Here is a 20,687-nt window from a genome sequence, read left to right on the forward strand (position 1 = left end):
AGCCTATCGGGCCGCGACACCACCCTGACCGTGCGTTTCGTCACCGACCGGTTCGGCGGTCAGCAGCCGCTCCAGGGCCGCGCGGTCCGGCAGGTGCCCGGGCCGGACGGCCTCGCCGGTGCGTACGTACAGGAAGACGGCCGTCACGGATTCCAGCGGTACGCGCTGCTGCTCGGCCCAGGCCAGGCGGTACACGGCGAGCTGGAGGGGGTCGGCGGTGCGCTCGCGGCCGGTCTTCCAGTCGACGATCTCGTAGGTCGCCGTGTCGCCCTCGCCCTGTTTGTAGACGGCGTCGATCCGGCCGCGTACGACCCGGCCGGCGAGTGTGAGCTGGAAGGGGGCCTCGACGCGGTACGGGGTGCGGTGGGCGTACTCGGTGCGTTCGAAGGCGTCCTTGAGGAGCTCCAGGTCGCGTTCGTCGGCGATCTCGGCCTCGCTGCCGGGCAGCTCGTCCGGCTCCAGCATGGGCAGCGTCAGCGCCTCGAAGCGGGACTCGACCCAGGCGTGGAAGCGGGTGCCGCGGCGGGCGGCGGGCTGGGGCGGGCGGGGCATGGGGCGGGCCAGTTCCTGGGCGAAGCCGTCGGGGTCGGCGGCGAGGTGCAGCAGCTGGGAGGCGGTCAGCGACGCCGGAAGGCGTACCTCGGTGACGGACTCGCGGGCGCGCAGCAGCTCGCCGGTGAGGGCGTCGAGGTCGCGGTCCCAGGAGGCGACGGTGCGGGCCTCCTCGGGGGTGAGGCGGGAGGGCCCCGGGACGCCGGTGGTACCGGGCTGCGGCGGGGGCGGGGCCTGGTGCGGGATCGTCGGGCGGGTGGCGGGTGCGTCGTGCGCGGGGAGCACGTCGGCGGGGGGCGCCTCGTCGCCGGGGAAGAAACCGTCGTCGGAGGGTGCCTCGTCGTAGGGGAAGAAGTCGTCGTCCGCGGGGGGCGTCTCGTCGTAGGGGAAGAGCTCGTCGTCCGCGGGGGGCGGGGGCCAGTCCGGGTCGTCGTGGGCGCCGGGGTCGTGGGTGGCGGCGGGGCGGCCGTCGTTCTCGGAGGCGAGGGCGTCGAGGTGGGCGAGGACCGTCTCGGCGGCGGCCCGGCGCAGGGCGAGGGCGGTGTCGTCCAGGGGCAGGGGCCAGGCCTTGTCGGCGGTGTTCTCGTGGAGGGCGGGGTTCTCCTCGTCCTCGGCGGGTTCGTCCGCCCACGCCTCGATCTCGCCGTGGCCTGCGGCGCAGTGGTCGTACAGGGCCCGGAGGAAGTCGGAGGGGCCGCGGGGCTTCTTCTGGCTGGGGCCCCACCAGTGGCCGGAGCCCAGGAGCAGGGAGCGGGGGCGGGTGAAGGTGACGTAGCCGAGGCGGAGCTCCTCGGTGTGCTGGTGTTCCTTCATGGCCTCGTGGAAGGCCTTCAGGCCCCGGGAGTCCCAGGACTCGACGTCGGGAAGGGTGTCGGCGTCGCCGCGCAGCGCGTGCGGGAGCACCTTGCCCTGGGCGGTCCACTTCTCACGGCCCTGGCCGCTGGGGAAGGTGCCGGTGACCAGCCCGGGGACGGCGACGACGTCCCACTCCAGGCCCTTGGCCCTGTGCGCGGTGAGCACCTTGACGGTGTTCTCGCCGCCGGGCAGGGCGTTGTCGAGGCCCTTCTCGTACTGGGCGGCGGTGCGCAGGAAGCCGAGGAAGGCGAGGAGCGTTGCCTCGCCGTCGCCGGCGGCGAAGGAGGCGGCGACGTCCAGGAAGTTCGACAGGGTCTCGCGGCGGCGGGCGGCCAGGGCGTGCGGGGACGCCGACAGCTCCACCTCGAGACCGGTGGTGGCGAGGACGCGGTGCAGGACGTCCATCAGGGGGTCGGACAGGGCCCGGCGCAGGTCGCGCAGCTCGGCGGCGAGGCGGGCGAAGCGCACGCGCGCCTCCGGCGAGAACGGGAGCCCGTCGTCGTCCCCAGTGCCGTCCAGCGGCGTCTCCAGGAAGGTGTCGAGGGCGTCCGCGAGGGAGATCACCTCGGACGGGTCGACGCCCTCGACGGCCTCGGCGAGCCGCCGGTCGGGGTCGTCGTCGCCGTCCACGCGCGCGTGGCTCACCAGGAGCCGGGCGCGGCGCCCCAGGAGGGCGAGGTCGCGGGGGCCGATGCGCCAGCGCGGGCCGGTGAGCAGGCGGACCAGGGAGGCGTTGGCGCCGGGGTCCTGCAGGACCTCGCAGACGGCGACCAGGTCGGCCACCTCGGGCAGGTGGAGCAGCCCGGACAGGCCCACCACCTCGACGGGGACCTCGCGGGCCACCAGCGCGCCCTGGATCTCGGCGAAGTCGGCCGCGGTGCGGCACAGGACGGCGATCTCGCCGGGCGCCGTGCCGGTGCGGACCAGGTGGGCGAGGGAGTCGGCGATCCAGTCGATCTCCTCGGCGTGCGTGCGCAGGAGCGCGCAGCGGACCGTGCCGTCGCGTTCGGCGCCGGGGGCGGGGCGCAGGGCCTCCACGCCCGCGTGCATGGCGCGCAGGGGTGCGGCGAGGCCGTTGGCGAGGTCGAGGAGGCGGCCGCCGCTGCGGCGGTTCTCGCTGAGCGCCTGGCGGGTGGCGGGGCGGCCGTCGGCGTGCGGGAAGTGCTCGGGGAAGTCGTCGAGGTTGGCGACGGAGGCGCCGCGCCAGCCGTAGATCGCCTGGCAGGGGTCGCCGACGGCGGTGACGGGGTGGCCGGTGCCGCCGCCGAAGAGGCCGGCCAGGAGGACGCGCTGGGCCACCGAGGTGTCCTGGTACTCGTCGAGCAGGACGACGCGGAACTCGTCGCGCAGGGCGCGGCCGACCTCGGGGAGCCCGGCGAGCCGGGCGGACAGGGCGATCTGGTCGCCGAAGTCGAGCAGGTCGCGTTCGCGTTTGGCGGCCCGGTAGCGCATCACCAGGCCGGCGAGTTCACGGCGGGCGGCGGCGGCCTCGGGGACCTTGCGCAGGTCGGCGTTGGTGAGCTCGACGCCCTGGAGGGTGGTCAGCAGGCCGGTGTCCCAGGCCCGCAGCTCCTCGGGGTGTACGAGGTGTTCGGAGAGCTCGGCGTCGAGGGCGAGGAGGTCGCCGACCAGGTCGGCGAAGGAGCGGGTGAGCGCCGGGTAGGGGCCGGGGGCCTCGCGCAGGACCCGCGCGGCGAGCTGGAAGCGGGTGGCGTCGGCGAGCAGCCGGGAGGACGGTTCCAGTCCGAGGCGCAGGCCGTGGTCGGTGAGCAGGCGGCCGGCGAAGGCGTGGTACGTGGAGATCACCGGTTCGCCCGGCGGATTGTCGGGGTCGATCACGTCGGGGTCGGTGACGCCGGCCCGGACCAGGGCGGTGCGGACGCGCTCGGCGAGTTCGCCGGCGGCCTTGTTGGTGAAGGTGAGGCCGAGCACCTGCTCGGGGGCGACCTGACCGGTGCCGACCAGCCACACCACGCGCGCCGCCATCACCGTCGTCTTGCCCGAACCGGCTCCGGCCACGATCACCTGCGGGGCGGGCGGCGCGACGATGCAGGCCGTCTGCTCGGGGGTGAAGGGGATCCCGAGGAGCTCCTTGAGCTGCTCGGGGTCGGTGATACGGGCGGGCACGTCGAAGAGGCTAGCGGCGGTCACCGACAGCGGAGGCCAAGAGCGCCGCGCGGACGGGAGAAGCGCAGGTCAGCGCGTGGGGTGCGACTGGTCACACCGGCCGCGCCGGGCCACGGCGTACGGTCCCCGGACCATGTCGCTCCGCCCCGGCCACGGCGTACGGTCCCCGGACCATGTCGCTCCGCCCCGGCCACGGCGTACGGTCCCCGGGCCATGTCACTCCACGACGTGCCGCCCCTCGGGCCGTGCGCTGCACGCGGCGCGGAAGGCGCAGTGCGTGCAGTGCTGGCCCGCGGTGGGGGTGAACCGTTCGTCCAGGACCTTGCCGGCGGCCGTGGCCAGCAGGTCCCCGACCCACTCCCCCTCCGGGCCCGCCAGGGACTCCTGCGCCTGCACCTTGGGCAGCGTCTCGCCGCCGTCGCGTTTGGCCGCGCCCTGGCGGAGCTGGACGAGTTCGGCGCCGCCCGGTTCGGGGCGCACCCCGCCGAAGACCTCGTCGACGGCGCCCTCGCGGACGGCGAGCTGGTAGACGGCGAGCTGGGGGTGGCGGGCCACTTCGGCGGAGCTGGGCGCCTGCTTGCCGGTCTTGAAGTCGACGACGTAGGCGCGGCCGTCGCGGTCGGCCTCGACGCGGTCCATCTGGCCGCGGACGCGGACCTCGTAGTCGCCCGCCTCCAGGGTCACGTCGAAGTCGTGCTCGCTCGCCACCGGTGTGCGCCCGGCACGGTCCATCACGTGCCAGGCGAGGAAGCGTTCGAGGGCCACGCGCGCGTTGGCCTTCTCCTGCGCCGACTTCCACGGCGCGTCGAAGGCGAGCGCGTTCCACACCGAGTCCAGGCGCTCCATGAGGACGTCGAGGTCGGCCGGGGTGTGCCCGGAGGCGACCTCGTCGGCGAGGACGTGCACCACGTTGCCGAAGCCCTGGGCGGCGGTGGCGGGCGCGTCGGCCTTCACCTCCCGGCCGAGAAACCACTGCAGCGCGCAGGTGTTGGCGAGCTGGTCGAGGGCGCTGCCGGAGAGGGTGACGGGCTGGTCGCGGTCGCGCAGCGGCACCTTGCTCTCGGTCTGGTCCCACATGCCCCACCAGCGGTAGGGGTGGGCGGACGGCACCAGGGGGCGGCCGTCCTCGTCGGCGAGGGCGGCGAGCCGGGCCAGCCGGCGGGCGGCCGCCTCGCGCAGGGGCGCGGAGACGCGGGGGTCGACGGTGGTGGCGCGCAGTTCGGCGACGAGCGCCGCGACGGCGAGGGGGCGGCGGGGGCGGCCCGTGACGTCGACGGGTTCGACGCCGAGCTCGGTCAGGAAACGGGAGGGCTGGTCGCCGTCGTCGGCCGGTGCCTTCACGGCGGTCACGACGAGGCGCTCGCGCGCGCGGGTGGCGGCCACGTAGAACAGGCGGCGTTCCTCGGCGAGCAGCGCGCCGGGGGCGAGGGGCTCGGCGAGTCCGTCGCGACCGATCCGGTCGGCCTCCAGCAGGGAGCCGCGGCGGCGCAGGTCCGGCCACAGGCCCTCCTGGACGCCCGCGACGACCACGAGCCGCCACTCGAGTCCCTTGGAGCGGTGCGCGGTCGTCAGGCGGACCGCGTCCGGGCGTACGGCGCGACGGGTGAGGGTGTCGGCGGCGATGTCCTCGGCGTCGATCTCCTCCAGGAAGTTCAGCGCACCGCGGCCGCCGGTGCGCTCCTCCGCGCGGGCCGCGGTCGCGAACAGTGCGCACACGGCGTCCAGGTCGCGGTCGGCGTTGCGGCCGGCCGCGCCGCCTCGCCTGGCCGAGCGTTCCAGGCGGGCGGGCCACGGGGTGCCCTCCCACAGGTCCCACAGCGCCTCCTCGGCACTGCCGCCGCCGGCGAGGCGTTCACGGGCCTTGCGGAGCAGCGCGCCGAGCCGCTGGGCGCCCCGGGCGTACGCGGGGTCGTGCGCCGCGAGGCGCTCCGGTTCGGCGAGAGCGCGGGCGAGCAGCTCGTCCGAGGGCGGCGGCAGGGGGTTCCCGGCGGCGCGCTCCTCGTCGCGCAGGGCGCGTCCGAGCCGGCGCAGGTCGGCGGCGTCCATGCCGGCGAGGGGGGAGGTGAGCAGGGTGAGGGCGGTCTCGGTGCTGAGCCAGCAGGAGCTCCCCGCACGGGCGGCGCCGGCCGGGGGGACGGCTTCGGGCGCACCGTCGGGGGCGGCGGGGGCGGCTTCCCCGCGCGTGCCGTCGGAGGCGGCCTCGCTGCCGGGGGTGAGCCGGGTGTCAGACGCACCTCCGGCGGTGGCCCCGGCTCCGGACGTGCCTTCGGCGCCCGGTCCGGCCTCGGACGCGCTCTCGGCGGTGGGGCCGGTCTCCCGTGCGCCGTCGGCGTCCGGCCCGGCGCCGGGCACGCCCTCCGTGCCGGGCGCGGCCTTCGCCGCGTCGGCGGCGCGGGTGCCGGGGCGTTCCTCCGCCACCGCGGTGGCCACCGCCCGCAGGGCCGTCAGCAGCGGCGCCACCGCCGGTTCGTGCCGCAGGGGAAGGTCGTCGCCGTCGACGTCCAGCGGGACGCCGGCCGCGGTGAGGGCGCGGCGCATCACCGGCAGGGTGCGTGAGCCGGCGCGTACGAGGACGGCCATCTCGCCCCACGGCACGCCGTCCTCGAGGTGGGCCCGGCGCAGGATGTCGGCGATGTTGTCGAGCTCGGTGCCGGACGTCGGGTACGTGTACACCTCGACGCGCCCTCCGTCCCGTTCGGCGGCGAGCTCGCGGTGGGCGCGGACCTTGTCGGCGGGCAGGCGGGTCAGCGGCATGCGCCGGGTCAGCAGCCGGGTGGCGGCCAGCAGGGCGGCCCCGGACCGGCGCGAGGTCCGCAGCACCTCGACCGGCGCCGGGCGGCCGTCCGCGCGCGGGAAGGCGTGCGGGAAGTCGAGGATGCCGTTCACGTCCGCGCCGCGGAAGGCGTAGATCGACTGGTCGGGGTCGCCGAAGGCGACAAGGGTGCGTCCGCCGCCCGCCAGGGCGTGCAGCAGCCGTACCTGGGACGGGTCGGTGTCCTGGTACTCGTCGACGTACACGGCGTCGTACCGCGCGGCCAGCCGGGCTGCGACCTCGGGGCGGTGGGCGAGCAGCACCGCGCGGTGGACGAGTTCCGCGTAGTCGATGACGCCCTGCAGGTCGAGGACGTCGAGGTACTCGGCGAGGAAGACGGCGGCGGCCCGCCAGTCGGGGCGGCCCGTGCGGCGGGCGAACGCCTCCAGGGCGTCCGGGCCGAGGCCCAGTTCGCGGCTGCGGGCGAGGACCGCGCGGACCTCGTCGGCGAAACCGCGGGTGGTCAGGCAGGCGCGCAGTTCGTCGGGCCAGCGCACGTGTGCCAGTCCGAGCCGCTCCAGGTCCGCCTGCCCGGCCAGCAGCTCACGGACCGCCACGTCCTGCTCCGGACCGGACAGCAGCCGCAGCGGCTCCGCGAACAGTTCGCTGTCCTGGTGGGCGCGGACCAGGGCGTAGCCGAAGGAGTGGAAGGTCGTCGCCCGGGGGGCGCGCGCGGCGCCCATACGCAGCGCCATCCGGTCGCGCAGCTCGGCGGCGGCCTTGCGGCTGAAGGTCAGGACCAGGATCCGCTCCGGATCGCCGCCGCGGGCGACGCGGGCCGCGACGGACTCCACCAGGGTGGTGGTCTTGCCGGTGCCCGGGCCGGCGAGGACCAGCAGCGGCCCGCTCCGGTGGTCAACCACGGCGCGCTGCGCCGCGTCCAGACGAGGGGGGGCCACACGGGCCGGCGGGGTGCGCACCAGCCGGTAGGCGCCGGCGCTCCCCCGTCGCGCCTGGGGGTGCGACGGGTGTCCGGTGGAGGAAGAGGAGCTCACGTGGTTCGCCGGTCCTGGTGGTCGTACTGGTGGGGTGTCCGCTCTGCGGGGGCGGCGGTGGCCGCGGGATGAGGGGGACGCGCGCGGCCGACGCTACGCCGGCGAACGAGGCGGAAGCAGAGCTTCCCCTTCTTCCCTCGGGTCACTTCCGACTCCGGTGTCCCCCGCTCCTCGAAAGTACGTCATGTCACGGGCATGCCCGATGTGTCCCGTTTCCCTCGCACGGCTCACCGGCCGCACCCCGGCACGCCCGATGGCGGAGGCTGTCAGGTGTGTCCCTGCGCGCGATCGCCGCCGTCCCACCGGGCCCGTTTCAGATCGAGGCGCGGCAGATGGCCCTCGGCGCTCCTGCCCGCTTCCCTCAGGGGCGTGCCCTCCCCTCGGTAGTGACCGAGCGCGTCCAGTTCGCGCCCGGGGAGCAGGACGCCGTCCGCGCGGACGACCCGCCACCAGCACACGCCCCCGCCGTAGAGGGACATCACGCGGCCGACCTGGCGGGGCCCGCCCTCCTCCAGCCACTCCGCGATGTCCCCGTACGTCATGACACGTCCCGGTGGAATCAGTTCGGCCACCTCGAGGACCCGCTCGGCGTACTCGGGCAGCGCGTCCGCGTACGCCGCGGCGGCCTCGTCCGGAAGGCTCTGCTCGCTCATCCGCCCCATCCTGCCCCACCCCACCGACAACGCGAGGCGCTCGCGGCGGTGCGCACCCCTCGCCCGGCCGCGGCGCTTCGGGCAGACTGTGCGGCCCGCACCGGCACCCTGATGCCGCCGGGTGTCGGCCCGGCATGCCACCATCGTGCGGTCGGTGACCAGTGATACGAGAGCAAGAAGAGGCGATGGATCAGCAGGGTGCGCACTCCGAGGACGCCGAGGGCACCTCTGACTCCTCGTCGCGCCCGGGCACCTCCGGTAAACCGGGCGCTTCAGACAAGCACGACAAGAGCGACGAGAACGACAAGCGCGGCAAGCGTGACGGAAGATCCACCGGGGAGCCGGCCGGCGGACCGTCCGCGACCGTCGCCGATCCCGGTGACGTGGCACACATCGACGAGGTGGAGGGCGACGAACCGCTGCTCCCCGCGCGCGTGCACCGTCCGTCCGACCTGATGCGGCTCCTGGTGGGCGTGCTCGCGATCGTCGTGCTGCTCGCCGTCGCGGCCTTCGCGCACGGCACCACCTCGGGGCTCGAACAGGACATCAGCAAGGGCACCGGCCAGGCGCCCGACCTGCTGATCAAGGTCGCGGGTCTGGCCTCCAGCATCGCGATCCTCCTGGTGCCGGTGGCCTTCGCGGTCGAGCGGCTGATCAAACGGGACGGGCTGCGGATCGCCGACGGCGTGCTCGCGGCGGTCCTCGCGCACGGGGTGACCCTCGCCACCGACCTGTGGGTGGCGAAGGCGGCCCCCGGTTCCATCCAGGACGCGCTCACCCAGCCCTCGCCGGGGGACGTCCACGCGCTCACCGACCCCGTGCACGGCTATCTGGCGCCGGTCATCGCGTACATGACGGCCGTCGGCATGTCCCGCAGACCCCGCTGGCGCGCGGTGCTGTGGATCGTGCTCCTCCTCGACGCCTTCTCGATGCTCGTCACCGGCTACACGACACCGTTCTCGATCATCCTGACGGTCCTGATCGGCTGGGCCGTCGCCTACGGAACGCTCTACGCGGTCGGCTCCCCCAACGTCCGCCCCACCGGCCGGACGCTGATGGCGGGGCTGCGGCACGTCGGCTTCCGGCCGGTGACCGCCGCGCGCGAGGAGGTCCCGTCGGACACCGCCGAGACGGGCGACCGGGGGCGCCGGTACTTCGTCACCCTGGAGGACGGCCGGCCGCTGGACGTCACGGTCGTGGACCGCGAGCAGCAGGCGCAGGGCTTCTTCTACCGCGCCTGGCGCAACCTGACGCTGCGCGGCTTCGCCACCCGCAGCAGCCTCCCCTCGCTGCGGCAGGCCCTGGAGCAGGAGGCGCTGCTGGCCTACGCGGCGATCGCGGCCGGCGCCAACGCGCCGAAGCTGATCGCGACGTCCGAGCTGGGCCCCGACGCCGTGATGCTCGTCTACGAGCACACCGGCGGCCGTACCCTCGACTCGCTGCCGGACGACGAGATCACCGACGACCTGCTGCGCGGGACCTGGGAGCAGGTGCGGGCCCTGCAGTCCCGGCGCATCGCGCACCGCAGGCTGGTGGGCGACGCGATCCTGGTGGATCGTTCCGGCACCGTGATCCTCACCGAGCTGCGCATCGGCGAGATCGCCGCCGGCGACCTGCTGCTGCGCATGGACATCTCCCAGCTCCTGGTGACGCTCGGGCTGCGGGTGGGCGCCGAACGCGCGGTCGCCACGGCCCTGGACGTACTCGGTCCCGACGCGGTGGCGGACTGCCTGCCGATGCTCCAGCCCATCGCGCTCAGCCGCTCCACCCGGGCGACCCTGCGCAGGCTGGCCCGGGAGCGGGCCGAGCGCGAGCGGGAAGCGGTGCTGGAGGCGTCCCGGCAGGCCAAGCTGGCCCGCGCGGAGGCGGCCGGCACCGGCGCGACGGCCGTGCCGGCGTCCGGGAAGCCCGACAAGAAGGCCGTACGCGCGGAGCAGCGGGCCGAGAAGCGGGCCCTGGACGACGCGCTGGAGGAGGCCCGCGAGGAGGATCTGCTCACGCAGATCCGGCACGCGGTCCTGCGGATCAGGCCGCAGGCCCCGGTGGAGCCGGCCCGGCTGGAGCGGGTGCGTCCGCGGACCCTCATCAGCTTCATCGCCGGCGCGATCGGCGCGTACTTCCTGCTGACACAGCTCACCCACATCGAGTTCGGGCCGCTGATCTCCAACGCCGAGTGGGGCTGGGTGGCCGCGGCCGTGCTGTTCTCGGCGGCGAGCTACGTGGCCGCGGCGATGGCCCTGCTGGGTTTCGTGCCCGAGCGGGTGCCCTTCGTACGGACCGTGGCGGCGCAGGTCGCCGGGTCGTTCGTGAAGATCGTCGCGCCGGCCGCGGTCGGCGGCGTCGCCCTGAACACCCGGTTCCTGCAGCGGGCCGGGGTACGGCCGGGGCTCGCGGTGGCGAGCGTCGGCGCCTCGCAGCTGTTCGGGCTCGGCTGCCACATCCTGATGCTGCTGTCCTTCGGCTATCTGACCGGCACCGAGAAGACGCCGTCGCTGTCACCGTCCCGGACGGTCATCGCGGGTCTGCTGACGGTGGCGGTGCTGGTGCTGGTGGTGACGTCGGTGCCGTTCCTGCGCAAGTTCGTCGTCACGCGCGTGCGGTCGCTCTTCGCCGGTGTCGTGCCGCGCATGCTGGACGTGCTGCAGCGCCCGCAGAAGCTGGTCACCGGCATCGGCGGCATGCTGCTGCTCACCGCCTGCTTCGTGATGTGCCTGGACGCCTCGATCAGGGCCTTCGGCGACGACTCGACGTCGATCAGCATCGCCAGTGTCGCCGTCGTCTTCCTCGCGGGCAACGCGCTGGGCTCCGCGGCGCCCACCCCGGGCGGTGTCGGCGCGGTGGAGGCGACGCTGACGGTCGGTCTGATCGCCGTCGGCCTGCCCAAGGAGGTCGCCGCGCCGGCGGTGCTGCTGTTCCGGCTGCTCACCCTGTGGCTGCCGGTGCTGCCGGGCTGGCTGGCCTTCAACCACCTGACCCGGAAGGGGGCGCTGTAGGGCCGACGGCCCGGCGACGCCCCCTTCCCTCGTCCGGCTCGCGCCCCGGGCGCAGGGCACCGGGCGCACGCACGATGGGGGCATGCCGAAACCCGCCCGGCTGCGCGCCGCCGCCCTCACCGCCACCGCCGTACTGCTGTCCGCCCTCCTGGCGGGGTGCGGCGACAGCCCGCGGGACGACGAGGACCTGACGGAGCAGAAACTCTCCTGGAAGGACTGCCCGGCCCCGTCCGAGGCCGAGGGCGGCGGCAGCGCCCCCTCCCCGCTGCCGGACGGCGAGGCGTGGCAGTGCGCCACCATGAAGGCACCGCTCGACTGGGACGACCCCGGGGGCGACACGATCGGCCTCGCGCTGATCCGGGCGAGGACCAGTGGCCCGGCGGACCGGCGCATCGGTTCGCTCGTCTTCAACTTCGGCGGCCCCGGCGGCTCGGGCGTCACCGCCCTGCCCGCCTTCGGCCAGGACTACGACACCCTGCGCACCCGCTACGACCTGGTCAGCTTCGACCCGCGCGGAGTCGGCCGCAGCGCCCCCGTGCGGTGCCTGGACGACGAACAGCTCGACACGTACTTCCAGCAGGACGCCACCCCCGACGACGCGGCCGAGCGCACCGGGCTGCTGAAGAACACCGACAGGTTCAACGCGGCCTGCGAGAAGCGCTCGAAGAGGATGCTCCCGCACGTGGCCACCACCGACGCGGCCCGCGACCTCGACCTGATGCGCCGGGTCCTCGGCGACGACAAGCTGTACTACTTCGGCATCTCCTACGGCACCGAACTCGGCGGCGTCTACGCCCACCTGTTCCCGAAGAACGTGGGCCGGGCCGTCTTCGACGCGGTCGTCGACCCGACACAGAACGCCGAGCAGAGCTCGCTCGGACAGGCGAAGGGCTTCCAGCTCGCCCTCGACAACTACGCCGAGGACTGCGTCTCCAAGACCGATGACTGCCCCGTCGGCGACAGCGTCCAGGACGTCAAGGACCGCATCGCCCGGCTGCTGAAGGACCTCGACCGCAGACCGATCCCCGGCGTCTTCCCCCGCGACCTCACCCAGACCGCCGCGACCGGCGGGATCGCGCAGGCGCTGTACTCGAAGGACTTCTGGGAGTACCTCACCGAGGGCCTCGAGCAGGCCTACGACGGTGACGGCAGGATCCTCATGGTGCTGTCCGACGCGATGAACGGACGCAGCGAGAACGGCGAGTACAGCAACATCACCGCGGCGAACGTCTCCATCAACTGCGCCGACGACAGGCCGCGTTACGACGCCGCGTACGTGCAGCGGAAGCTGCCTCAGTTCCGGAGGGCCTCCCCGCTGTTCGGCGAGTACCTGGCCTGGTCCATGGTCGGCTGCACCGGCTGGCCGGTGGCCGGCGCCGCCGACCACCCCGACGTCAGCGCGCCCGGCGCCCCGCCGATCCTGGTGATCGGCAACACCGGCGACCCGGCGACGCCCTACGAGGGCGCGGGCAGGATGGCGGACGCGCTGGGGAAGGGCGTCGGTGTGGAGCTGACGTACAGGGGACAGGGACACGGGGCCTACGACAGCAAGAACACGTGCGTGCGTGACGCGGTGCACCGCTATCTGCTGGACGGAGAGCCACCGGCGGCCGAAACGGTCTGCTCCTGACCTCCGGCACGGACCACCCGGCCGCTGAACCCGCAGGTCAGAGGGTTTTCCACAGGCCCCGACGAGCTTCGCGCCCGCCGCCTACCATGGCATCACCGCCGTCCGCCGCACGGTGCGGACGGCCGCTGAGGGGGGATTGCGCATGGCACGTCTCGTTCGGTGGACGGCTCTGACGGCCGCCGCCGCGCTGCTGACGGCGGGCTGCAGCGGCGGCTCGTCGGGGAACGGCGAGGACGGCGGTGACACGAGCAGCGCGCCGCCGTCCGCCGCGGCACCGCCCGGGGTGCCGTCGTCGCTGGCCTCCCAGAAGCTCGACTGGGACCGGTGCGAGAGCACCGCGGACGGCCCCGCGCCGGGCGGCGACTGGCAGTGCGCCACACTCAGGGCACCGCTGGACTGGGCGAAGCCGGACGGCGAGACGATCGGCCTCGCCCTGATCCGCTCGAAGGCGAGCGGCGGGCAGCGCATCGGCTCCCTGCTGTTCAACTTCGGCGGCCCCGGCGGCTCGGGCGTCTCCACGCTGCCGTCCTACGCCGACGCCGTCTCCTCGCTGCACGAACGGTACGACCTGGTGAGCTGGGACCCGCGCGGCGTCGCCGCCAGCGAGGGCGTCCGCTGCCGCGACGACGAGGCGATCGAGGACGCCGAGTCGGTGGACGCGACACCGGACACGCCCGCCGAGGAACGGACCTTCCTCGCGGACGCCGCCGACTTCGGCAAGGGCTGCCGGAAGGCCGCCGGCAAGCTGATGGCGCACGTCTCGACCACGGACACCGCCCGCGACATGGACCTGATGCGGCATGTGCTGGGCGACGCGAAGATGCACTACTTCGGCATCTCCTACGGCACCGAACTCGGCGGCGTCTACGCCCACCTGTTCCCGAAGAACGTGGGCCGGGTGGTGCTCGACGCGGTCGTCGACCCGAGCGCCGACACGATGGGCCACGCGGAGAACCAGGCACGGGGCTTCCAGCGCGCGCTGGACGACTACCTGAAGTCCACGGGCGAGGACCCCGCGCAGGGCTCGCGCGAGATCGCCGCCCTGCTGAAGCGGCTGGACACCGAACCGCTGCCGACGTCGTCCCCGGGGCGGAAGCTGACGCAGACCCTCGCGCTCACCGGCATCGTGCTGCCGCTGTACAGCAAGGACGGCTGGCCGGCTCTGACCAGTGCGCTGGCGGCGGCCCGGGACGGTGACGGCTCGGAGTTGCTCGCCCTAGCCGACGGCTACAACGAACGTGACGAATCGGGGCGCTACGGCACGACGACCCACTCGCAGCGGGTCATATCGTGCCTGGACGACAAGCAGCGGCCGACCCTCGAGGAGACGAAGAAGCGGCTGCCCGAGTTCGAGAGGATCTCCCCGGTGTTCGGGCCGTTCCTCGGCTGGGACACGGCCGGCTGGTGCCACGACTGGCCGGTGCCTGGTCAGCACGAGACACCGGAGGTGAGCGCGCCCGGCGCAGCACCGGTCCTCGTCGTCGGCAACACCGGCGACCCGGCCACGCCCTACGAGGGCGCCCGCAGGATGGCGGACGAGCTGGGCGAGGACGTCGGCGTGGTGCTCACCTGGAAGGGCGAGGGCCACGGCGCGTACGGGAGCGGCAGCGACTGCGTGGACGCCACGGTCGACGCCTACCTGCTGCAGGGAAAGGTGCCGGAGGACGGCAAGGTCTGCTCATGACGGCGGCGGGGGCCACGGGCACCTGCGGTGCGCGCGGCCCCCGCCGTCCGAGGACCGGGACGGACGGAGTCCGGACCCGCGGAATCCCGGCTCGCGGGCTCCGGGGTCACGAACTTCGCGTTCACGGGATCCGGGCCCGCCGGGCCGGTGAGGGATCAGTAGACCGGCTTCTCCGGCTCGATCTGGTTGACCCAGCCGATCACGCCGCCGCCGACGTGCACGGCGTCCGAGAAGCCGGCCGACTTCAGGACCGCCAGGACTTCCGCACTGCGGACACCCGTCTTGCAGTTCAAGACGATCTTCTTGTCCTGCGGGAGGCTCTCCAGGGCGGAGCCCATGAGGAACTCGTTCTTCGGGATCAGCCGGGCACCCGGGATGGAGACGATCTCGAACTCGTTCGGCTCGCGGACGTCGATGAGCTCGATGTTCTCACCGTCGTCGATCCACTCCTTGAGCTGCTTGGGAGTGATCGTGGAGTCGGCGGCCGCCGCCTGGGCCTCCTCGGACACGACGCCGCAGAAGGCCTCGTAGTCGATGAGCTCGGTGACGGTCGGGTTCTCGCCGCAGACCGCGCAGTTCGGGTCCTTGCGGACCTTGACCTGGCGGTACTGCATCTCCAGGGCGTCGTAGATCATCAGACGGCCGACCAGCGGCTCGCCGATGCCCGCGAGGAGCTTGATGGCCTCGTTGGTCTGGATGGAGCCGATGGACGCGCACAGCACGCCCAGGACGCCGCCCTCGGCGCAGGAGGGGACCATGCCGGGGGGCGGGGGCTCCGGGTAGAGGCAGCGGTAGCAGGGACCGTGCTCGGACCAGAAGACGGACGCCTGGCCGTCGAAGCGGTAGATCGAGCCCCAGACGTAGGGCTTGTTCAGCAGTACGCAGGCGTCGTTGACCAGGTAGCGGGTCGCGAAGTTGTCCGTGCCGTCGACGATCAGGTCGTACTGGCTGAAGATGTCCATCACGTTGTCGGCCTCGAGCCGCTCCTGGTGAAGGACCACGTCCACGTACGGGTTGATGCCCTTGATGGTGTCGCGGGCGGACTCCGCCTTGGAACGGCCGATGTCGGCCTGGCTGTGGATGACCTGGCGCTGCAGGTTCGACTCGTCGACCTCGTCGAACTCCACGATGCCGAGCGTGCCGACACCGGCCGCCGCCAGGTACATCAGGGTCGGCGAGCCGAGGCCGCCCGCGCCCACGGCGAGCACCTTGGCGTTCTTCAGCCGCTTCTGCCCGTCCATCCCCACGTCGGGGATGATCAGGTGGCGGGAGTACCTGCGGACCTCGTCTACGGTGAGCTCGGCGGCCGGCTCGACCAGGGGTGGCAGCGACACGGGGACTCCGTTGGTCGGTCAATCATTACGGTTGTCGTTCTCCCCGTAACACTGCCACGGCCTTTTTCATTCCGAGACACCCGTCCCGATACGCGAGACGATCTCGTCCCAGTAGCCGGGCATCGTCTCCCAGGGGTCCACCCGCCCGGACCGGCTCGTGCGGTCGGTGAAGCAGACCGTCGCGGCACCCTGCCAGCGGGCGATGCGCAGCGCCTCCTCCAGATGACCGCGGGGAACGCCGTGGACGAAGTGGCAGAAGCGCTCGGGCGGGTGGTCGGCGCTCCACTCGGCCGCCTGGGACCAGCGGTAGTCGCTCCAGGCGCCGGAGAAGGTGACGAGCTGGTCGGCGTTCTCGGCGTAGCCGGGATACGGGTGGGTGCCGTGGCCGAGGACGATGTGGGCGTCGTCGCGGACCACCCGGAGCGTGGTGACCGTGCGCCGGACCCCGGGCAGCGCGGCCCGGTCGGACGGGCAGCGGTCGAGGAGGAAGCCGTCGGTCCGGTACCAGTCGAGATACCGGTGCGCGTCGGAGATCAGCTCTCCGAAGTCGCGCGTCCCGTACGCGGTGTCGAGGCGGCCGAGCACGCGGACCCCCGCGTTGCGCAGCCGCCCGGCCGCCTCCAGGCAGTGCGGGTCGGGATGGACGCCGGGGCCGTTCGCGACGTCGAGGACGACCCAGTGCAGGGGCGTTCCGGGGGTGGTGAGGACGGCCCACTCGTCGGGGGCGAGAAGGGGGTGGGCGAGGCCCGGGACAGCGAGCCCGGTGCGTACGCCGGTGTACGCGGTGTCCGCTTTCGCGCTGGTCAGATACGACATGCCGCCTCCATCCAGATGTCGGCGAGGGACTCCTCGAGGTTGATGCGGGGACGCCAGCCGAGCCGGTCGCGTGCGGTGCGCACGTCGGCCTGCTGCCAGCCTCCGCAGCCGTCGGGGTAGGGATAGGCGACCGGGGCCACGTGTTCGGTGTCGGCGCGGTGGTCGCCCCGGTGGCCCGGGGACTCCGCACGGTGGTGGCCGGCGGATTCGGCGCGGTGGTGGGCCAGAGCGTCGGCGCGATGGCCGGCGGTTTCGGCGCGGGGGTGGCCGATGACCGGCCGCAGGGTGCCGGGGGGCGCGTCGAGTTCGTGCAGGGTGCCGCCGTACCCGGCCACGCGGGCGAGGGTGGTGGCGGCGTCGCGCAGCCGGACGGCGCGGCCGGAGCCGATGTTGATGACGCCCTGTGCGGCGGAGAGCGAGGCCGCGTGCACGGCGCGGGCCACGTCGCGGACGTCCACGAAGTCGCGCTGGACGCCGAGGCCGCCGAGCCGGAGTTCGCCGTCGCCGGACTGCATGGCGCGGCGCATGGCCTCGGCGAGGCGCCCCAGCGGGGAGCCGGCGGGGGTACCGGGGCCGGCCGGGGAGAAGACGCGCAGGACGACGGCGTCCAGTCCGGAGCCGAGCACGAGTTCCGTGGCGGCGAGTTTGCTGACGCCGTAGGGGCCGCCGGGGCGGGGCACGGCGTCCTCGGCGGTGGAGGACCCGGGCTGGCTGGGCCCGTACTCGGCGCTGCAGCCGATCTGCACCAGGCGGGCGCCGCAGCCGCTGCGGCGCAGCGCCTCGCAGACGGTGGCGACGGCGACGGTGTTGTGGCGGGTCAGCTCGCGGGCACCGCCCCGGGTGGCTCCGGCGCAGTTGACGACGACGCCGGGGTGGACCGCGTCGAGGAAGCGGGTGAGGGCGCCCGGGCTGCCGGTGGCGAGGTCGAAGCGGACGTCCGCGTCGTCGCCGCGGCCGAGGGCGGTGAGCTGGACGGCGGGGTCGGCGAGCAGGCGGTCGGCCACGAAACGTCCGATGTAGCCGTTGGCCCCGATCAGCAGGACTCTCATCGCGCGGCTCCCGGGGCCGGGACGTCGGATCGGGAGGTGATCATCTGGGGGTCTCCTTCGGGGAGTGGGGCGGGACATGTGTGTGGGGGGTTGTCCCGGAGCGCTCGGTCATGGCCGCTGCTCCGCGGGTGCGTGGGCCGACGCCCTGGTGAGGCGGCGGGTCGCGTGGATCAGGAGGGTGAGGGCGCCGATGCCGCAGACCGTCGTCGGCACGCCGCCGGGGCCCCAGGCGGCCACCAGTGCCTCGACGGGAGCGGCCAGGAAGCCGCAGCCGGGGAGGCGGCCGGCGAAGACCGTGGCGAGGGCGGTCGCCTCGGCGGCCGCCGCGACGGCGAGGACGACCCGGCCGGCGCGGGCGAAGCCGTGCGCGGCGAGGAGCCGGGCCGGCAGGAGCAGGGCGCCGAGGGCGAGTGCCTGGGGGTGCGCGGCGGGCTCGCCGAGGACCGCGGCGGTCAGCGCGAGCAGGGCCGCCAGGGCTCCCAGGAAAAGGGCGAACGTGCCGAGCAGGAGGGGGCGTACGGAGGCCGAGAAGTCCGTCAGCGCGCGGCTGGCGGCAAGTCTGCGGCGGGCGCCCGCGGCGAACAGGTGGGCGCTCACGGCGGCGGGTGCGCAGGCCAGGGCGAGGGCGACGACGGGGGCGACGCTGACGGGCCAGGGGCCGTCGGCGGTGCCGTCGGGCAGGCCGTCGGGGCCTCCGGTGAGAGCGGCGCTCAGCAGGCCGTCGCCGAGGAGGGCGTAAGCGAGGAGCCAGCCGGCCCAGGCGCCGCCGGTGCCGGGACCGGCGCTCAGCGGGCCCCGGCGCAGCGCCGTGCGCAGGGCCAGGACCGTCGCGAGGGCGCCGGCGGCCGCCGCGACGAGGCGCGGCCGTCCGTCGGTGTGGTGCAGGGCGGCCACGGTGGCGGCGCACAGCAGGCCGGGCAGCAGGACGAGCACGACCCGGCCGGTCCGGACCCGGGGGGCCACCGGAGCGGGGGCGGGGGCGGGGGCTTCGCCGTCGCGCGGCACGCGGGCGTACATCTCCTCCGCGAGGGTGAAGACGTCCCGGTGGCGGAAGCGGGCGGCGGTCCGGTCGGTGACTCCGTGCGCCTCCAGGCCCGCCGCGATCTCCAGCGGGTCGACGGCCCGTTCGCACAGTTCGCGGTGACGGTGCATCAGGGCCTTGACGGGGTCGGCGTCCCGGCGGGCGGCCGGGGACGGCTGCTTTCCGGGGGCCCCGGAGTGTTCGAGTTCGTCCAGGCCGCTCATCGGGCCGCTCCCTCGGCGGCGCCGGCCGCGGTCGTGGCGCGGACGGGGGTGTCCGTCGCCCAGCCGGGTCCGCTGCGGGCCGGAACGCGGGTGGCGGGATCGGTCCAGCGGCCGGGGACGTGCGCTTCGGCGGGGACGGCGAACGGCAGGAGTTCGCCGGCCTCGTCGAGGGCGACGCGGCGGACCGGCGTGCGCGAGAGGATCTCCAGGTAAATGCCGTGAAATGCCGCGATGTTCTGCTCGACGGTGAACAGCTCCAGTGCGCGGGCGCGCGCGGCGGCCCCGAGGCGCTCACGGCGTTCGGGGTCGCGCAGCAGGGCGACGCACGCCTCGGCGAGCGCCCGCGGATTGCGCGGGGGGACAACGAGTCCGGTGCCGCCGATGGCCTCCACCACGGCGCCGACGTCCGTGGACACCGTCGCGCGACCGCAGAGCATGGCCTCGACCAGGTTCGCCGGGAATCCCTCGACGACGCTGGAGAGGACGACGAGGGCGCCCGCGGCGTACGCGGCGGCGCGCGAGGGCAGTTCCGGCCCGCCGGTCTCCTCGAAGGACACCGGGTTGTCGCCGACGGCGTGGGGCCCTGCGGCCTCGTCGGGGAAGAGGTGGTCGGCCAGGGCCTTGCAGTGGGTGAGGTAGGCCTCGCCCTCGTGCCCCAGGGGGGCGCCGACGATCCTGAGCCGTGCCCGGGGTTCTGTCTCGCGGATCCGCGCGAAGGCGTGCAGCAGCGAGACCAGGTCCTTGGCGGGCTCGATCTGTCCGACCCAGACGAGAGTGTGCGGATCGGCGTACTCCGGCGCCTCCCCCACCTCGGCGAAGGGGGTCGCGTCCATGCCCGGGTGGATGGTGCGGAGCTTGGCGCGGTCGGCGCCGCAGCGCTCCTGCCAGCGGCGGGCGTGCGCGTTGCCGTGGGTGATCACTGCGGCCCGCCGGTAGGTCTCGGCGGTCAGCCGGCGGTAGAAGGCGGCCAGCAGGGACCGTATCGCGGGCGGGGAGCCGGGGTCCGTGAGGTAGTGCGCGCGCAGATGCACGCCGTACTCCGTCACCAGCAGGGGCACGCCGTGGAAGTGCCGGGCGAGCAGGCCCGGCAGGGCGGCCGTACCGCCGGAGGCCGCGTGGCACAGGTCGACCGCGCCGAGGCCGTCGGCGCCGTACCAGTCGAGCGACAGGGGGCGCAGGGCGCGTTCGAGGTGCGCGGCGACGGCCAGCAGCTCCGGGACGCGCGCCTCGCGCGCGGGGCGTGGGGCACCGGGCGCGCGGCAGGCGCGCTCGAGGGCGCGTACGGCGGTCTCCGAGCGGAGTGCGCCCGCCAGGCCGCCCTCCTCGCGAGCGAGTTCGGCGAGGCCGTACAGCGCACTGGCGAAACGGTCCTCCTGGGAGACCGCGGGCTCTTCCGGCACGTCGGAGGGGTCCTGGGGGGCGGGCGTGCACAGGGCGGCGGCCAGCTCGCCGTAGCACTCGGCGAAGCGCCGGCGCGCGCGCCGTCCGTAGGCCCGTCCGTCACCGCCGGCCGGCCTTCCGACGAGACCCTCCGCGCCTGCCCGCCGGCTCTCGTCGTCGGCGTCCCACAGCGGCGCGGTGAGCACCCGGCTCACCTGCGGCGGCAGCGGGACCCAGCCGTCGTCCTCCTGGCGTTCGCTGTGGCTGAGCGCGTAGACGTCGAACTCGTGCTGCCCGAGCCCGCGCACGAGCCGGTCGCACCAGAGCCCGGCCTCACCGCTCGCATACGGGTATCCGCCCTCCGTCAGCAGTCCGATGCGCACGCGCGCACCCCCGATCTCCCGTCCGGGGAGCCGCCGTCGGCCCGGCGGCTCACAGCGGGACGAACGTATGCGGACAAGGCGGTGGGGGGGGGGGGGGGGGGGGGGGGGGGGGGGGGGGGGGGGGGGCGGGGGGGGGCGGGCGGGGGGGGGGGGGCGGCCCCGGCGGGCGCGCTCGCAAT

General features: G+C 74.5%; 11 protein-coding genes. 3 read left to right on the forward strand and 8 right to left on the reverse strand.

Features of this window, described 5'->3' with window-relative positions; all coding sequences use genetic code 11:
* Positions 1 to 3: 3 nt before the first annotated feature.
* The 3 genes from ACFYOJ_RS03050 to ACFYOJ_RS03060 form a co-directional block, all read right to left on the reverse strand.
* Complete coding sequence (locus ACFYOJ_RS03050) at positions 4 to 3,534, reverse strand: ATP-dependent DNA helicase (protein ID WP_356550453.1); 3,531 nt, start codon at positions 3,532 to 3,534, stop codon at positions 4 to 6.
* A gap of 216 nt (positions 3,535 to 3,750) precedes the next feature.
* On the reverse strand, positions 3,751 to 7,341 hold the full coding sequence (locus ACFYOJ_RS03055; RefSeq protein ID WP_356550454.1) for an ATP-dependent DNA helicase: 3,591 nt from the start codon (positions 7,339 to 7,341) through the stop codon (positions 3,751 to 3,753).
* 266 nt (positions 7,342 to 7,607) lie between these two features.
* Positions 7,608 to 7,994, reverse strand: coding sequence for an MGMT family protein (locus tag ACFYOJ_RS03060; RefSeq protein ID WP_356550456.1), 387 nt, complete (start codon positions 7,992 to 7,994; stop codon positions 7,608 to 7,610).
* 185 nt (positions 7,995 to 8,179) lie between these two features.
* On the opposite strand from ACFYOJ_RS03060, the gene ACFYOJ_RS03065 reads away from it, so the two are divergent.
* The 3 genes from ACFYOJ_RS03065 (at position 8,180) to ACFYOJ_RS03075 (ending at position 14,301) form a co-directional block, all read left to right on the forward strand.
* Positions 8,180 to 10,987 (forward strand): lysylphosphatidylglycerol synthase transmembrane domain-containing protein, encoded by a 2,808-nt coding sequence (locus ACFYOJ_RS03065; protein WP_356550457.1) that lies wholly within the window; start codon positions 8,180 to 8,182, stop codon positions 10,985 to 10,987.
* 82 nt (positions 10,988 to 11,069) lie between these two features.
* Positions 11,070 to 12,617, forward strand: coding sequence for an alpha/beta fold hydrolase (locus tag ACFYOJ_RS03070; protein WP_356550459.1), 1,548 nt, complete (start codon positions 11,070 to 11,072; stop codon positions 12,615 to 12,617).
* Positions 12,618 to 12,759: 142 nt separating this feature from the next.
* Complete coding sequence (locus ACFYOJ_RS03075) at positions 12,760 to 14,301, forward strand: alpha/beta hydrolase (RefSeq protein ID WP_356550461.1); 1,542 nt, start codon at positions 12,760 to 12,762, stop codon at positions 14,299 to 14,301.
* A 155-nt stretch (positions 14,302 to 14,456) separates the two neighbouring features.
* On the opposite strand, the gene moeZ is transcribed toward ACFYOJ_RS03075, so the two are convergent.
* The 5 genes from moeZ to ACFYOJ_RS03100 all read right to left on the reverse strand — a co-directional run bounded on the left by moeZ (position 14,457) and on the right by ACFYOJ_RS03100 (position 20,508).
* Positions 14,457 to 15,635 (reverse strand): adenylyltransferase/sulfurtransferase MoeZ, encoded by a 1,179-nt coding sequence (moeZ, locus tag ACFYOJ_RS03080; RefSeq protein WP_189228775.1) that lies wholly within the window; start codon positions 15,633 to 15,635, stop codon positions 14,457 to 14,459.
* 66 nt (positions 15,636 to 15,701) lie between these two features.
* Positions 15,702 to 16,451, reverse strand: a complete 750-nt coding sequence (locus ACFYOJ_RS03085; RefSeq protein ID WP_356550462.1) for a spherulation-specific family 4 protein — start codon at positions 16,449 to 16,451, stop codon at positions 15,702 to 15,704.
* Complete coding sequence (locus ACFYOJ_RS03090; RefSeq protein WP_356550464.1) at positions 16,439 to 17,500, reverse strand: NAD-dependent epimerase/dehydratase family protein; 1,062 nt, start codon at positions 17,498 to 17,500, stop codon at positions 16,439 to 16,441. Before ACFYOJ_RS03090 ends, ACFYOJ_RS03085 begins: the two co-directional genes overlap by 13 nt.
* A 108-nt stretch (positions 17,501 to 17,608) precedes the next feature.
* Complete coding sequence (locus ACFYOJ_RS03095; RefSeq protein ID WP_356550466.1) at positions 17,609 to 18,745, reverse strand: hypothetical protein; 1,137 nt, start codon at positions 18,743 to 18,745, stop codon at positions 17,609 to 17,611.
* Positions 18,742 to 20,508 carry a DUF3492 domain-containing protein gene (locus ACFYOJ_RS03100; RefSeq protein WP_356550468.1) on the reverse strand — a complete coding sequence of 589 codons (1,767 nt, stop codon included), beginning with the start codon at positions 20,506 to 20,508 and terminating at the stop codon, positions 18,742 to 18,744. The genes ACFYOJ_RS03095 and ACFYOJ_RS03100 overlap by 4 nt, the downstream gene beginning before the upstream one ends.
* Between the last annotated feature and the right edge of the window lie 179 nt (positions 20,509 to 20,687).

This window comes from Streptomyces sp. NPDC006384 (genome assembly GCF_042870695.1).
Lineage (GTDB): Bacteria > Actinomycetota > Actinomycetes > Streptomycetales > Streptomycetaceae > Streptomyces.